This window comes from Bacillus sp. D386 (genome assembly GCF_006346415.1).
On record NZ_VEMV01000005.1, the window covers coordinates 46530 to 60665 of the forward strand.

The following is a 14136-nucleotide window of genomic DNA, read 5'->3' on the forward strand; positions in this document are numbered from 1 at the left end:
TTATTTATTCTTTATATGGACAAGCTGCATCGCTTCCGCAAGTACCCTTGCCCCGAGATCTAAGATGTCTGTTTGTATCTGCTTTTTGGGATGGTGCAATCCCGGGCTAACCTGGGCACCGATTCCGATCATAGTTGTTTGTACCTCTGGATGCTTCCGGCTATAAAAATGAAAATCATCGCTTCCAGACGTGATGATTGGCTCTTCTAAGGCTTCTTCTCCGGCAACTTTTATGATTGATTCCCTCGCAGACCTTTCTGGCTCTTTTGAAACAGTGGCTCCTGGAGTATAATCCTTCCATTCATAATCAATTTGTACACCAAAGAGCTCAGCAATCCGATCTAAACCAGTCGCGATAGAATCGATCATTGCATCTAAAACAGCATTACACTGCGCACGGACATCAATCGCAAATGAGCCATTGCCTGGGATAATATTAGTGTTTTGCCCCCCAGCTATCATTTTAGTCAGCTTAATAGAATAGTTCTCTTCAGGATCAGCATATAAAGTTGCCAGATAACCATGGATGGCAACCATCACATCAATCGCACTTTTCCCCTGATGCGGCCTTGCCCCATGTGCATCAGTACCTCTGATTTTCCCTTCGAGGAAGATACAGGCTCCGTGGTGGATAGAAGGAGTAAACTGACCATATGCTAGTTCTTCTTCTGGACGCACATGCATACCAAACAATACCGACACGCCCTCCATTACACCTCGCTTAATCATCCATAACGAGCCATTTCCCTTCTCCTCGGCCGGCTGAAAAATAAAACGATATTTACGATTCAGCGGCTGTTCCCTCAAATAGAGAATCGCACCGAGTGCCATGGCGATATGGGCATCATGCCCACATGAATGATTCGCTTGCATGATACCTCCAACTTCCTGCCATAGCGCATCAATATCTGCTCTCAGCGCCACTGCACCACTACCTTCTCCCAATTCTGCAATTAATCCGGTACAATCAGAAAAACGTTCGTAACGAACCCCAAAACTATCCAATATCTCGGCAATTGTATTGGTTGTTTCGAATTCCTTTCCGCTGATTTCGGGATGTTCATGAAAATGATGATACCACCCCAAAATTTGTTCCTCATAGCTCATCATGCATCACTCTCCTAACAATCCCCTTATTCTGCCATAACGTTTTCCAGCATATCACTCCACCTGTCAGAGGATTCATTGAACACAGTTGCTCCTATCATTTGCAAATCCCCAGAGAAAAAGGAACCAGGTAAACCCTACATAAACAAGCATTTCTCCCATTTATTCAGGTAAACATTCTTGGATTGCCTCTGACTGTCGATAAGATACCATGTATTGAAATGCTTAAAAAACATTTTATCAAAAAATTCAAATAATTTCTTGTTTAATCCATTCTTTACAAATAAAGTTCCTTATTTAGGTTGGCAAACCGTTATAAATTAGTAACAAAGTCCCCATCTTTGCTAATTAATCCGCTAACAGGAGGTATAGGATAAACAATTTGTCATCCACACGAAAAAGGACCTGTTCAAAGGTCATTTTTCATAGACTTTTGAGCAGATCCTTCCTTATATTAATAATCCAGTATTAGTTAAATAGTTTTTTTAATTTTTCATTCGAATCTACTACTCTAATCTCAATTTGTATTTTTTTCATTTCCCTATGTATTTGCTTAACTTTGCCGACTCCATCATCATGTCCCTGTTATTGACCTTTTGCTCTTTCAATTGCTCGTTTCATGTCTTTTACTGGATTCCTTATTAAATTTCCATGCCCGACTGCCAGTAAAGATGGTTTATAATCCAACAAATTTTCAACGGACTCGATTGCTTTTTCTTTATTCCAGGTTGCCAATGCCGGGAAAGGAAAACTCCATCGCGTATCACCAGCTACAGCTATTCCGCCCTTTGTTTGAAGGGCATCTCCGACTATTAAACTATGATCCCTAATATCTAAATACGACATCATTCCTGGAGTATGACCAGGTGTATGAATGGCTACTAACGATCCAATCCGATCACCATCCTGTAATAGCGTATCCGGATTTGTTTTTATATTCTTGGGAATACCGCCTTTTATAGGCATATTCCCTTCACCTTCCTCTAACGATGCATCTCCTTGGAGAATTTTCAACTCTCGTCTAGGAATTAATACTTCAACATCTTGAAGCTCCTTAGTAAGTCCATCAAGAGCTCCTACATGATCAGTGTGTGCATGTGTTAACACTATTTTCTTAATCGGCTTTCCTATAACCTTTGCTGTCTTTAAAATTGCTTTTTTACAAAAAGGAAGTCCTGCATCGATTACTACTAAATACTCCTCTTCTTCGATAAGATAACAATTAACAGGAAAAAGATTTGGCATAAAGGAAAGCTGATAAAGATTATTTATCTTTGTTAATCTCATTAAAACTCCTCCAACTTATATTTTGGGTTATGTATTGAATCTAAGGAAAAACAAGGTGGGTGAAAGAAATTTTTTGGAAGGTGATATATAATTCCGGCGATTGAGACAAAATGTGAGCAAAACATCGTGATTTGTGGGATAAGGAGGGGTTTGGACGAAAGATTCGACCCATATCAGCGCTAAGACTGAGGGAACAATCGCGGCAACACGGAACGTAAAAATTCTGGGGACCAACTTACCCCAATGAAAGAGGTAATCAGGCGGTAATAGGATGGCTCACATCTTTTCAGAAGACCATTTGTGATTGTCTCTTTTATTCTATCTAGTCTATTAACGCCCGATTATCGAATAACAGGACATACGTATTTCGTCGAGAACATTTGTATAGATTTACTCGCTAGATTGATTACTTTTACTCAGGAAACTCAATGACTTGTCGCAACTCAATTTGACCTTCACCAAATCCTTGTGGATCAGGCATTCGCTTAGCCCATTCGATGGCTTCTTCCCTAGACTTCACATCAATGAGAATAAATCCCGCAATCACTTCATTCGTTTCCGAAAATGGTCCATCGGTGACCACTGGCTTTTCTCCTGGCTTAGGATATGAAAAGCGAACCCCATTTGAACTTGGATGAAGTCCTTTCGCCATAACCCGCACGCCAGCCTTTACTAATTCCTCATTGTAGATTGACATGGCTTCCCTGAGTTCTTGGCTTGGAAGATTCCCAGCTTCTGAATTCTTTGAAGCTTTAACAATGATCATAAACAGCATGAAATAGCCCTCCTTCATTTATTAAGGGAAAATCCCTTGTTTGTCATTATTCATACAACGAACTGCCCTTCGAAATCAATCACTATCAATATTCAATAAAGTCAAAGGATATTCCTTCTTGCATGCTCACCTGCTCCTTTATTTTCACTTTTGTTATAAAGGTCAGGTATTTAGTTGTACTACGAGTAACTGACCTTTTCATAATGTTTAAGTCCGTTTGAAATGAATCATCATTGATTTTTCATTTAAGACAGAAATTCTGCACCATTCTTTAAGAACCTATTCGCTTTTTCTCTTGTTCAAACAGGTGGTTATACTTATCTAACTTCTCTTTGCGTTTCAAATATTCTGCAAAATATTTTGCTTTGTAATATTTGTTATAACCATTGTGTTCATTTTCGATATTAGTAAAAGCAGTTTCTAAATCAGAATTATTTATATACCAGTTTAGTCCATTTTCAGAAAAAGATTTCCTAATATCCTCCATCACTTCTTCAATATTAGATCCATCTGGCTCAACCCACCATATGTCAGATCGATTTCTCTCAGCTGGGTTATCTAAATGACGAATGTAATTGGATTGGTCAAGATTACAATTTAGTTGTTCTCGAATATGACATTGGTACTCTTTAGGAAGTAACTCACCGTTGGTACCTTTTTTAATTTCCTCTTCACTTGGTATAAAGACATAATATATTCCAAGATCTACATGAATTGATATAGGTGGCCAACCTGAAACATCAGAAAAATAGTTTCCAACAGTACTGATTTTTAATACCCAAATGCATTGGTCAATCCAACGCCAATTATTTCTTGTATTCACTTTATTGAAGTCATTTTCTTTTAATATAGGAGACAGTGATTTTCGAATTACTTTATTGATTTCAGGAGAACCTATCATTATTATTCACACCCTTATTCTCACTAACTTACATCTATTTCTCTTGAGCTAATCCGCCCCTTTTCTACATTAAGAAATTCAACACAAAAAGGCATTAATCCTTCTGAATCAACGCCCAGTTAGTTTAATAAGAATTTTATCTGTTACCAATCTCTCCACTCATCGGTTATGTCACTCTTAGTTTCTAAGCCTGCTAACTCAGATACAGACAATATGTATTCAAGTAATTCCTCCCTTTCTGCAGTCTCAATGAAATAGTTATACTTTTCATTAAGCACGTTAATTTTTAAAACAACTTCCTTTACACAGGTCAAAAGGGTTTTTGGAGATGTTTTTTCTTTCAAATCTTTAATTGTTTCTAAATAATCATTCAATGCTTTTTCTGTAGCCAAAATATTTTCGAGTGTAAACATATCATCCCCCTCTTCCATTCGTTCTCGCCAAAATAGGGTCGGATATAATATGTTTTCCATTCTTGTATTAATTAAATCTTTACGTTTATGCGAAAAATGCTTTTTCTGTGTAAAATATACTGTCGGTATCATTTGGCAGTAACTCAAATCACCATCTTCAACATCTGTCTTTTCGAAGTTAAAAAAATTCAATTTAGGTAATTCTTTTGCAAAAGCAATTGATTTCATCCTCAAGCAAGATGATAAAGTTAGGTTTTCTAAATTTTTCATCTCCCCGATAGGAGAAAAATCTTGTATATTTTTGCAGTTCTCCATAATTAATTCTCTTAAGGTATTTCTTAAAAGCCCTATATCGGTTATATCTGTCAATTTATTTAATCCATACAAATTCAACTCTTGTAATGCTCTAAATTGACCAATACCTTCGAATGATTCAATTTTTGCTTGTATCAGATGCAACACTTCCAGATTTTCAATTTGACCAAGTTCAGCAAATGTCTTGGAATGTGGTTTATAATCCCATATCTGCATCCGTTTTAGATTCTTTAAATTAGACAGTCCTGTTGCTCTAGTCGGTAGTTCTCCATACAGTTCCTTAAGAGAGGTCAATTTCGCTAAATCTACTTTCACCTTTTTATTTAAATGATTCATAGATAGAGTTTTCAAGTTTTCAAGGAAGGATAAACCCTCGAAATCTTTTATATTTCCACCACTCAGATTTAATATTTCAATATGAGGACATTCCTTCAAAAAATCAATATCCGGAAGATTATAATCCCCCATGACTGAGATTCTTTTGTAATTATGTCCTTTAATAAGCTCCAGGCTCTCGGATAAGTATTCGGAAGATACATTAAGCGTGTCTTCTGTCTCATCTCCATATCTAACTATTTCGATGTTACCAATTTTATATGCTTTCATAGTTCCTCCAAGACATAGCTGCATAAAAACAGCTAATCATACAGCTCTTGTACTGAATAAGGTTGTTAATTGATAAATTAGTTACTGATTTTGAAGTTCACAGAGAATTAATAAAATCACCTTGAATGGGTTCTTTTCCGTCTTCAAATTGAATACGGATTGATTTTCCCTTTAAATAATCAGCTGAATTCATCACTTGAAAATGCAGGTGAGTTTCACTTGAGTTACCAGAATTTCCGCAAGTACCAAGAACCTGTCCTTTCTGGACTCTTTCTCCTTCTTGAACAAGGATAGAATGATTTTTTAAATGAGCTAGCATACTATACTCGTTATTTTGATGTTCTATTGTAATGCAATTTCCTTCAGGAAGTTCAGGATTCATTTCCCCTGGCACATTATCCTCGATTCCATCTATCACTTTTATCACTACACCATCTGCCGGGGCTAATATTTCCTTGTCATAAGCATAATAGTTTTCATTTTTCTTTGGGTCATCGCTATAAGATTTACCGTTTTTCAAAATAAGTAAATCATACGCGTATCTTTGATCCTCATATACATAGTGATAATTGATAAACTGATTAGTTCCACCCCAGAAAACATACCATTCATCTTTTATCGGCATAATATATTTATTCATTGTATATTTCTGATCACTTTCAGGATGAGTGATAAAAGGAGCAAGAGATAGGCTGTAAATTGTATTATTTTCTCCGAAGGATACACTTATAACTTTTTCTCTGGCATTGTCTAACCAGATATATTGTTTAATACCTTCTATTAAATTAGTAACCATTTCTAATGTATACTTTTCGACTCCAGCATTAAAATCTGTTCCATATTCAATGAATTGTTGTAAAGGTACAATATTTTTAAAATCAATTGTTGTTTGTTGATATAAGGTTGAATACATTCCATTCAGAAAAGATTCTCCGAAATCCTCGGGTGAAATTTTAGATATTTCTGCTTGATTCTCCTTCAAACTAAACTCCTCCAATTCTTTATAAACCTATCTAAAATTATTCTTAAGCTGGAGATTTCCTTTAATAATTCTAGACTGTCTGACAGTATGTACTTTTACAATATTCTTCATTCATTAGAAAAATCCTTCCTCCGCTAAACTGCCCAATAGCTGCATAAAAAAAGAGCTGTTTACAGCCCTTGAAATAGAGTAACACCCGTGTCGTTCCTTTATAACAGTTCCTTATTTTTATTATAAGAACGTTTTAATGAAATATAATTGATGAGGAACATCACTACACCTCCGAATAATGTAAATCCTATTAGTTCACTCCAACTGCTAATACTTGAAGGCGTATCAACCAATAGTAAATACAGTAGAGTAAAAATAACAAAAAATGTAACTGTTTTAGTAAAAATAACTCTTAACTCTTTCCTATAAGCTACTTTTGTTGCAACCTCCGTATATTCAATCCCAGCTACAATATACCTTGTAAATATATATAGAACGAATATGGATATGGCCAACAGTAAAATTATCTCTAAGTCGATAGAAGCATATTTGTTTATGAACATTATTAAAACAAGGAAAAGGAAAAGAAGTATCCCACCTTCCGCGAAGAAATATAGCATCCTTTTTTCCTTATATTCATCATCAGGTATTAAAAAAGATATCCAAGATTTCATCAACTCTCTACCTCCCAAAATAATTCATCTAATGTTTTATTAAGTTCTTTTGCTATTGCAACACAAAGATGAAGAGTCGGATTATATTCCCCCTTCTCAATCAATCCAATAGTCTGCCTAGTCACCCCTACTTTTCTTGCTAATTGTTCTTGGGTCATTGAAATTTTCATTCGTGTTATTTTTACATTATTTTTCATATATTCCACCTTACTCATGTAAGATATAGTTTACATATGCAATTTATATCTTACATTAGATTTATATATAAAACAAAGAAACCGACTCTAATCATAAGGAGTTTAACTTAAAAAGGCATTAATCCATCCTGGATCAAGGCCCTTGTTTGTTTAAATATAAGTATTCACGACTATATTAATTGGTTAATTTCAAAAAATATAGAACTTTCTATAGCTGATATTTCAAAGACCACATGGAATCATTGATATTTACGTAAGGTATAGATTTGGTTTGGAATATTTCATAAATGAAGATAGACTAAAGAAAAACGAAAGGAATCAATCATATGAAAAATCAAATCGATGAATTAACTTTATTATTGTTGTATTTAACCTCTTTTAAAGATGACTATGGATTAGGTGAAGCTCAAAGAAGTTGGAAGGGATATCCCTTTGAATCTCTAAATGAATTATCGGAGAAATGTTTCATTATCGATAGTAAACGTTCAAAATCTGTTTATCTAACAGATGATGGTATCGAGGAAGCTAAGAAACTAATAGAGAAATATCATATAAAAGACAACTGAGGAAATTCTCTAAACTGAGAATTTCTTAATCACAGAAAATAGCTATGTATATGACAAAGTACCTTGTATATCGAATGCCCAGCGTAAGAACTCCACTTCCTTCAATTATTATATAATTTAAATTTAATCCATTTTCTCTTTAAATTAGGCTGTTTTCGCAAAGATTGTTGCTATACTGATTGACTAAGGATGTAACGTTTATTTATAGAGTTTTTGCAGATTAATTTTAAAAGTAAGCTTATAAATTGAAAAGACGTACTATAATTAGTACGTCTTTGGTTACTTACACGATTATGTCTTTTTCTAATTGCCATTTTAACATATCATCTACTACACCAAGTTTTTTCATCTTTAACTTCTCTAACACTCTAATTGACGAGAAATTATCAACCAAGCATTCAGCAATTACCTTGTCAACATTCTTAAATGAAAACGCCCATTCAATAATTTCTTTTACTGCCTCTGTTGCGTATCCTTTATTTTGTGCTGAAGGTATAATTCCATATCCCACTTCAACTGTGTTATCTGAATTAGGTTTACCTTTAAATCCAATGTCACCAATAATTGTGTTTGTTTCTTTATTGATAACCAGCCATACACCCCAACCAGAAATGGTTGGATCTTCTTTTAGTTTCTCCAAATACTGAGTGATATGAGGACCAAATTCGTATTCTTCCCTTGGAAATTGTGATAATAATTGTTCTGTACAAGGGATAATTTTGAGCCGCTGTGTCTGCAAATTCATCTCTTTCTCCTTTTTTATAATTTTGGCTGTTGTCTCAAAGATTGTTTCGAAATAAATCATAGGGAAAACATAAAATAGAATTCTAAATCAATCTACTACCTTGAAGAAATCTCCCCTAATTGTTTAGCAGTTAGTAGAATACCTGATGCTCAGTGGTTAAATATAGCCTCCATAAAGGAAATTTAATCGTATTTATTAAAATAAAGTCATCTGACAGTTGGTTTAACAATTCTTCTTCCCAATCAGGAATAATCGCATAAATATAACATTCCTGCTTATAAATATCATTGATTATATCAACAAACTCCTGTTCATCTATTTCCTTTTCAAGCAATCTTTCAATTACCTTTGGAATGATTTCCACTCTAATCACCTCTTTGTTAAAATTATACGATTAGATTAGAGCGTATTCCTTCTTCTGCTAACCTGCCCCGTTTCTACAATAAAGAAGTTCTACAGAAAAAGGCATTAATCCTTCTTGTATCAATGCCTTGATATTCATAATTATTAGCTGTTTATTTTAATAAGAAATTGAGTGGAATTAAAAAAGGTTTTTATTAATGTGTGTTGAATCTTTACCATAACACTAAAAATAGGAGGAATAAATTGGTGAATCAGGTTTGTGTTATAAGCATTTACGTTCCAAATTTAAACACTGCAATTGACTTTTATACCAATACTTTAGGTTTTGAAATAAATAAGCAGTATGGTCCTAATATTGCATCACTTGTACACGGAGAGTTACCAATTATTCTAGAGGAGAACGTTAATACGCCGTATAATCAAGATAATAAAATTACAGGAGTTGTATTAGGATTACAAACTGAAGATATTTATGAAACGGTTAAATTCTTAAAAGAAAAAGAAGTAGATTTTATTGTAGATGAACCAACTAATTGTCCTCCAGGAAAATATATTAGTTTTAGAGACCCCTTCGGAAATATTTTAGAATATCTCCAATTTGAAAATAAGTAACAAACATTAAAAGTTCAATTTTAACTTCTTATTGAGCTAACCTGCCCCTTTAGTAAAAAAATAAATACTCTCATTTCTCTAATGCTAATTTTAGTTGTAAAAGCGAATAACAAAGAATATTAAGAAAATAAAACTTATTGTCGAGCTTATAAGTGTTGAGATATATTGTTTTGATTCTTTTAGATACTTCCATTCCAATATAACTTGAAACCCTGCTATTGCTGTGAAAAATAAAACCCAATGCCATTTTAGAATGTCGAATGACTCCTTTGTTAGAGCAAAGAAATAGCCGACCAAAAAAATAACGACTATTATCGTTCTTCCCCATCGATCAACGCTTTTGCCAGGGGTTTCGGAAATTTTTTTTCTCTTTACCCCCAGAAATTTTTCTGTCATTTTTTCTATTAAAAATACTACTAAAAATAAAATAACAAGAATTGTAAACATAATTAACCTCTCCATCTATCTTTATGAGTCACAGCTCAAAGCTATAACCATATAATTCGGTATGTATGGTAGCAAATGCAAATCCTTCCTCAACTAACCTGCCCCGTTTGTCCAATAAAGAATTAAAAGTTTTGAATCTATCTTGATTCAATTCAACAGTATGTTTAGTAATGAATCATTGATGTCTAAAATCAAATTTATCACTAGGTACATCTAATGTATGCCCATTGATCTCAACTGTATCATTGTCTGTCCAGGTAATACTGGCAGTTTCTTCTCGTTCATTCCAATAAATATTTTTGGCTTTCTTATTGCCTTCATTAAAGACTAACTCGCCACGAACAGCATATGACGTTGTAGCACCTCCGTTAGTGAGATATGCTTTTAGTGTGTAATGGCCGCCAGGTGATGTTTTTTCAATAAGATATTCTCCTTTTGGTAGTCTGTTCATATCGAAAAAAGCCCAATATACTCCATAAGCAATAACCCCAGTAAATAAAAGACAGATAACAAGGAATACTCTAAGTGCTTTTTTAGGAGCTTTATTTTCCTCTTTCTTCAAGTAAGTTGTCATACAGTTAAACCTCTCTCAGTAACGGTTAATAATATATTAATTCTCCTATGTATAATAAAAATCCTTTTTCAGCTAACCTGTCCCGTTAGCTGAATTACAAAAAAAGAGCTGATCTCAGCCCTTGATATTGAAGTAATGCCCCTGAACCAAACCTGTTACATTAACTGATCGCCTTTTATGTTTTACTTATTTTTCAGACAAAAGCCAGAAAATAAGATATAATTAACACCTTATGATTTTAATTAAGGAGCTGACAATGTGGAAGATGAACTAATTTTTAAGAGCTATTCTAGGCTGTTATTAAGAGATTTAAAAGACGTAAAAGAGGCTCTTAAGGTAAAAGATTATGAGACAGCTGAGAAACTCTTAAATGAGCTTATAAACGATACTCAGAAAGACGTAGAGAGTGGCAATTAAACTAACGGTTTGGATATTCATCCACCTCTATAATGATAGTTTGATGTTCTTATGCAAGAAAATGATTCTTTCTATTTCTTCAAAACCATTTTTCTTATAAAATTCTTCGGCAGGTATACCTCTATCTGTGAGAAGTGTAATGTTACTTATATTGCTGCTATGAAGTTCTTTTATCAAATGATTTAACATCGCTCTTCCAATACCCTTATTTTGACATTGTTTTCTTACACACATTTCATTAATAAAAAACTCATCTCCGCTCCACCATACTCTATTTACACCAAAAATAAAGCCGAGAATTTCATTGTTTTCTACCGCTAAAACGCCTAAAAATCCAGGTGTTTGGTAAAAGTCCAGCAAATATTTTTTAGCCTTTGTAAATGGTCCATTCATCATTCCAAGGCTCATCATTGAATACTTCAATAAATGTGTCCGTACATTTAATTAAATCATTTTCTGTTAATAGTTTAACTTCCAAGGTGAATTCCCCTTATCGCTAAATGTATTATTAAAGCCACCTTAACCGTTTTATTTATGGATTATTCTACCACAAAAAAAACCAAATTTCTTATTCAGCTAACCTGCCCCTTACTTCCATAAGAACTTCAACACAAAAAGGCATTAATCCTTCTTAGATCAATGCCCACCGTCAGTCGTATACCTCAATCATATTGATGTGCTATTATTAGCATTTTTACGTGAAAAAAAATATGAAATAAAATATGAAGTCAAAAATAAGGTAATCCCCACTTTATTAAATTGGAGATACACATCAAATACATCTTTAAATGAATCTAACGGATAAAACCCACTTAATAGCAACGTTGGAAAAACAGTAATCAGCATCGCCATATAATGAGCAAAAATTTTCTTTAAAAAACTCCATTGTTCAATTTGATATATGACGCTTGTCAACCCAAGGAAAAAGGCTATAAGGCCATAAAAAAAATAAACACTCGAATCATCTGATTGCCCTTGCAACTTATACGACAGTGAAATTATTAGTAAGATACCAAATGAAATAGACCCTCTATATAATCCCTTTAAAAGCAACTGCAACGTAAAATCCCCTTTCTTGGAGTCAAATTAAAAGAGCTGGTTATTCTCAACTCTGACTCCAAACTTTTTACACCAGTTAATTAAATACTATGATTTTCGTTCTCTTTATACTTTTTGTTCGTTTGTACGTTTTTCCAATATGTGTTTGTTCCATTGTTTTTTAAAATTGCATTTTTTGAGACTTGTTTAATTATAAGAAGAAGATTAAGTAAATCAACTGATGAACCCATTGCGTTTAATATTATCAAGAATTTTAATGTCATTGTTAATAGTCCAAATGAACTTAATACAAGTGGCAAAATTATTGAAATAATAATAAAAGGAGCAATTGTAATGAAGATATATCTTGATTTTGAAATCTCTTCTTCTGTTAACACAAAACCTCCGAACAGCGTCAATCCTATATATGTTTTTTCTGATTTTGTGAAATTCGGAATGAAAATTAAATGGAGTAATTCGTGAAGTATTAAAAGTATAATTAACGAAAGAACACTACTCAAGTTAATTGTAATTGAGATTGCATCAGGCGTTAGTCCAAAATCGCTCAAAGAAATACTGGAAAAGATATTTATTACACCAATAGAGAGGATTGCCGCGACAATCATTAAAGGAGTAGATAACAAAATAGCACTTGTTAAATTTTTGGGTTCTTTCAATAGAATCCATCTATTTTTAATTAACTGTAAATGTAACTGCGGGTCACTTTTAGGTAATTTACTTTGTATTTTCATTAAATCCACTCCATTAATAATTTAAGTTTAAAGTACAACCACCTAAATAAAACCATTTTTTCAGGTGTATACCTTTTTTTATTAAACTAACCTGCCCTTAAGGGGATCAATATAATCGCTTGTATATGAAGGTTTATGTTTGATTCCTTGCACGTTGCATTTAAAAACGAGTAGAGCCATAATGCTTTCGACCCTCAAAAAGAAACGCAATGATACTTTCATAATAAGGTATAAATTTTTTTAATTCGATTAGCTCTAAGATCTCCTCTTTTGAAGCCCATCTCACTGCTTGCACCTCATCAGTCTGTAACGTCAAATCATTCAAATCTAAATCATATTCAACTAAATAATAATCATCAAATCCACGCGCGAAGTTAATAGTAAATTGTGGACGTATCTTTTCAAAGTCATAACGAATACCCAACTCCTCGAATAACTCTCTTGAAGCAGCTTGCTGACTTGTATCGCCTGCCACAGCACTTCCACCACAAGTGATATCCCAAAGATTCGACCAACCTTGCTTAAAGGACTGACGTTGTTGAATGAGCATTTCTCCATTGGAGTTAAATATACAAACGTGTATTACTAAATGAAACTCATCTGGTGTCATATCATCTCCACGAGTTATTTGTTTGCCTATTTTATTACGATGCTTATCATATAAATCCCATTTTTCCATTGCTAAACTCCTTAATTGTAGTTTTGCCTTAAGATTCTTAAACTCTGCAAGAATATGTCCCAATGATGAACACAAATAATCACCTATAACCTTCTCGAACAAACCTTCCCCATTTCTACAATAAGAAATTCAACATAAAAAGACATTAATCCTTCTTGGATCAACACCTCTGTTAGTTAAAGAAGAATCTTTACTTGCCAATCCTATTTTCCTCTATTCCTCTGTTCATATGGACTGTTTTAATAGCCTCTGCTTCAGGGATGCTTTCATTGGGGCCTTGTCCCCCAGTAGCAATGGCGACTGTATGAGAGTTATCTTCCAGATACGCAGCAGCGGTGTTAATTCGTTCTTGTAGAAGTGGCGAAGAATCAGTTCCAATCACCCTTGCTCCTAGAATAATTAAATAATCAGCATTATCTGGTACAGTTTGATTAGGAATTTGAGCAATTCGAATATGCAAGAATAGAAGATAAAAAACTAAAAACACAAAAAGTTCATAAGTAATAATCTTTAAGTATTTCATTAAATCGTTCCAATCGTTGAAATTGTATTTGGTCAATACAGAGAGAGTCGAGAAAAGATTTTTTGAAGGTATTTACGGAGAAAAGGATTTGGAATTACTCAACAATTGAAGCGAATAAGTTCTCTAATGAAAAACGCATATTCCAATACATAGAAAAATGTACGGGGAATAT

At 33.7% G+C, this 14136-nt stretch carries 20 protein-coding genes; 3 read left to right on the forward strand and 17 right to left on the reverse strand.

The annotated features are described in order from the left end of the window. The 8 genes from FHY45_RS15155 to FHY45_RS15190 all read right to left on the reverse strand — a co-directional run bounded on the left by FHY45_RS15155 (position 1) and on the right by FHY45_RS15190 (position 7248). On the reverse strand, positions 1-1110 hold the full coding sequence (locus tag FHY45_RS15155) for an amidohydrolase (RefSeq protein ID WP_306821558.1): 1110 nt from the start codon (positions 1108-1110) through the stop codon (positions 1-3). A gap of 582 nt (positions 1111-1692) precedes the next feature. Continuing rightward, positions 1693-2394 carry an MBL fold metallo-hydrolase gene (locus tag FHY45_RS15160; protein ID WP_139892383.1) on the reverse strand — a complete coding sequence of 234 codons (702 nt, stop codon included), beginning with the start codon at positions 2392-2394 and terminating at the stop codon, positions 1693-1695. A 412-nt stretch (positions 2395-2806) separates the two neighbouring features. Continuing rightward, positions 2807-3169 carry a YciI family protein gene (locus FHY45_RS15165; protein ID WP_139892384.1) on the reverse strand — a complete coding sequence of 121 codons (363 nt, stop codon included), beginning with the start codon at positions 3167-3169 and terminating at the stop codon, positions 2807-2809. A 271-nt stretch (positions 3170-3440) separates the two neighbouring features. Further along, a complete protein-coding gene (locus tag FHY45_RS15170; RefSeq protein ID WP_139892385.1) occupies positions 3441-4070 on the reverse strand; it encodes a DUF4304 domain-containing protein in 630 nt (209 codons plus the stop codon). A 143-nt stretch (positions 4071-4213) separates the two neighbouring features. Further along, positions 4214-5404, reverse strand: coding sequence for a leucine-rich repeat domain-containing protein (locus FHY45_RS15175; RefSeq protein ID WP_139892386.1), 1191 nt, complete (start codon positions 5402-5404; stop codon positions 4214-4216). Positions 5405-5501: 97 nt separating this feature from the next. Continuing rightward, positions 5502-6386: a M23 family metallopeptidase gene (locus tag FHY45_RS15180; protein WP_257469131.1), complete on the reverse strand. Its 885-nt coding sequence runs from the start codon at positions 6384-6386 to the stop codon at positions 5502-5504. Between the two features lie 209 nt (positions 6387-6595). After that, on the reverse strand, positions 6596-7054 hold the full coding sequence (locus FHY45_RS15185; RefSeq protein WP_139892387.1) for a DUF3278 domain-containing protein: 459 nt from the start codon (positions 7052-7054) through the stop codon (positions 6596-6598). After that, entirely contained in the window at positions 7051-7248 is a 198-nt protein-coding gene (locus tag FHY45_RS15190; protein ID WP_066104464.1) for a helix-turn-helix transcriptional regulator, read from the reverse strand. Before FHY45_RS15190 ends, FHY45_RS15185 begins: the two co-directional genes overlap by 4 nt. Before the next feature lie 326 nt (positions 7249-7574). Between FHY45_RS15190 and FHY45_RS15195 the strand changes: the two genes are divergently transcribed. Next, positions 7575-7814 carry a DUF6429 family protein gene (locus FHY45_RS15195; RefSeq protein WP_180349992.1) on the forward strand — a complete coding sequence of 80 codons (240 nt, stop codon included), beginning with the start codon at positions 7575-7577 and terminating at the stop codon, positions 7812-7814. 283 nt (positions 7815-8097) lie between these two features. Here the strand turns inward: FHY45_RS15195 and FHY45_RS15200 are convergent, their stop codons facing one another. Both FHY45_RS15200 and FHY45_RS15205 read right to left on the reverse strand, forming a co-directional pair. Further along, a complete protein-coding gene (locus FHY45_RS15200) occupies positions 8098-8559 on the reverse strand; it encodes a GNAT family N-acetyltransferase (RefSeq protein ID WP_139892388.1) in 462 nt (153 codons plus the stop codon). A 130-nt stretch (positions 8560-8689) separates the two neighbouring features. Beyond that, a complete protein-coding gene (locus FHY45_RS15205) occupies positions 8690-8923 on the reverse strand; it encodes a hypothetical protein (RefSeq protein WP_139892389.1) in 234 nt (77 codons plus the stop codon). A gap of 245 nt (positions 8924-9168) precedes the next feature. Here FHY45_RS15205 and FHY45_RS15210 point away from each other — a divergent pair, with 245 nt between their 5' ends. After that, positions 9169-9534, forward strand: a complete 366-nt coding sequence (locus FHY45_RS15210; protein ID WP_139892639.1) for a VOC family protein — start codon at positions 9169-9171, stop codon at positions 9532-9534. 90 nt (positions 9535-9624) lie between these two features. Here FHY45_RS15210 and FHY45_RS15215 read toward each other — a convergent pair whose 3' ends face one another. Both FHY45_RS15215 and FHY45_RS15220 read right to left on the reverse strand, forming a co-directional pair. Continuing rightward, positions 9625-9981, reverse strand: a complete 357-nt coding sequence (locus FHY45_RS15215) for a DUF4181 domain-containing protein (RefSeq protein WP_180349993.1) — start codon at positions 9979-9981, stop codon at positions 9625-9627. Positions 9982-10156: 175 nt separating this feature from the next. Continuing rightward, positions 10157-10555, reverse strand: coding sequence for a DUF5412 domain-containing protein (locus tag FHY45_RS15220; protein ID WP_139892391.1), 399 nt, complete (start codon positions 10553-10555; stop codon positions 10157-10159). A gap of 258 nt (positions 10556-10813) precedes the next feature. Between FHY45_RS15220 and FHY45_RS20620 the strand changes: the two genes are divergently transcribed. Next, a complete protein-coding gene (locus FHY45_RS20620; RefSeq protein ID WP_180349994.1) occupies positions 10814-10972 on the forward strand; it encodes a hypothetical protein in 159 nt (52 codons plus the stop codon). Between the two features lie 27 nt (positions 10973-10999). On the opposite strand, the gene FHY45_RS15225 is transcribed toward FHY45_RS20620, so the two are convergent. From FHY45_RS15225 to FHY45_RS15245, 5 genes are all read right to left on the reverse strand, one after another. Beyond that, a complete protein-coding gene (locus tag FHY45_RS15225; protein WP_257469132.1) occupies positions 11000-11368 on the reverse strand; it encodes a GNAT family N-acetyltransferase in 369 nt (122 codons plus the stop codon). A gap of 270 nt (positions 11369-11638) precedes the next feature. Further along, positions 11639-12031 (reverse strand): DUF3021 family protein, encoded by a 393-nt coding sequence (locus tag FHY45_RS15230; RefSeq protein WP_139892392.1) that lies wholly within the window; start codon positions 12029-12031, stop codon positions 11639-11641. Between the two features lie 80 nt (positions 12032-12111). Next, positions 12112-12762, reverse strand: a complete 651-nt coding sequence (locus tag FHY45_RS15235; RefSeq protein ID WP_139892393.1) for a DUF3267 domain-containing protein — start codon at positions 12760-12762, stop codon at positions 12112-12114. Positions 12763-12922: 160 nt separating this feature from the next. Next, positions 12923-13441: an NUDIX hydrolase gene (locus FHY45_RS15240; RefSeq protein WP_139892394.1), complete on the reverse strand. Its 519-nt coding sequence runs from the start codon at positions 13439-13441 to the stop codon at positions 12923-12925. A 190-nt stretch (positions 13442-13631) separates the two neighbouring features. Further along, entirely contained in the window at positions 13632-13964 is a 333-nt protein-coding gene (locus FHY45_RS15245) for a YdcF family protein (RefSeq protein ID WP_139892395.1), read from the reverse strand. Positions 13965-14136: the final 172 nt, after the last annotated feature.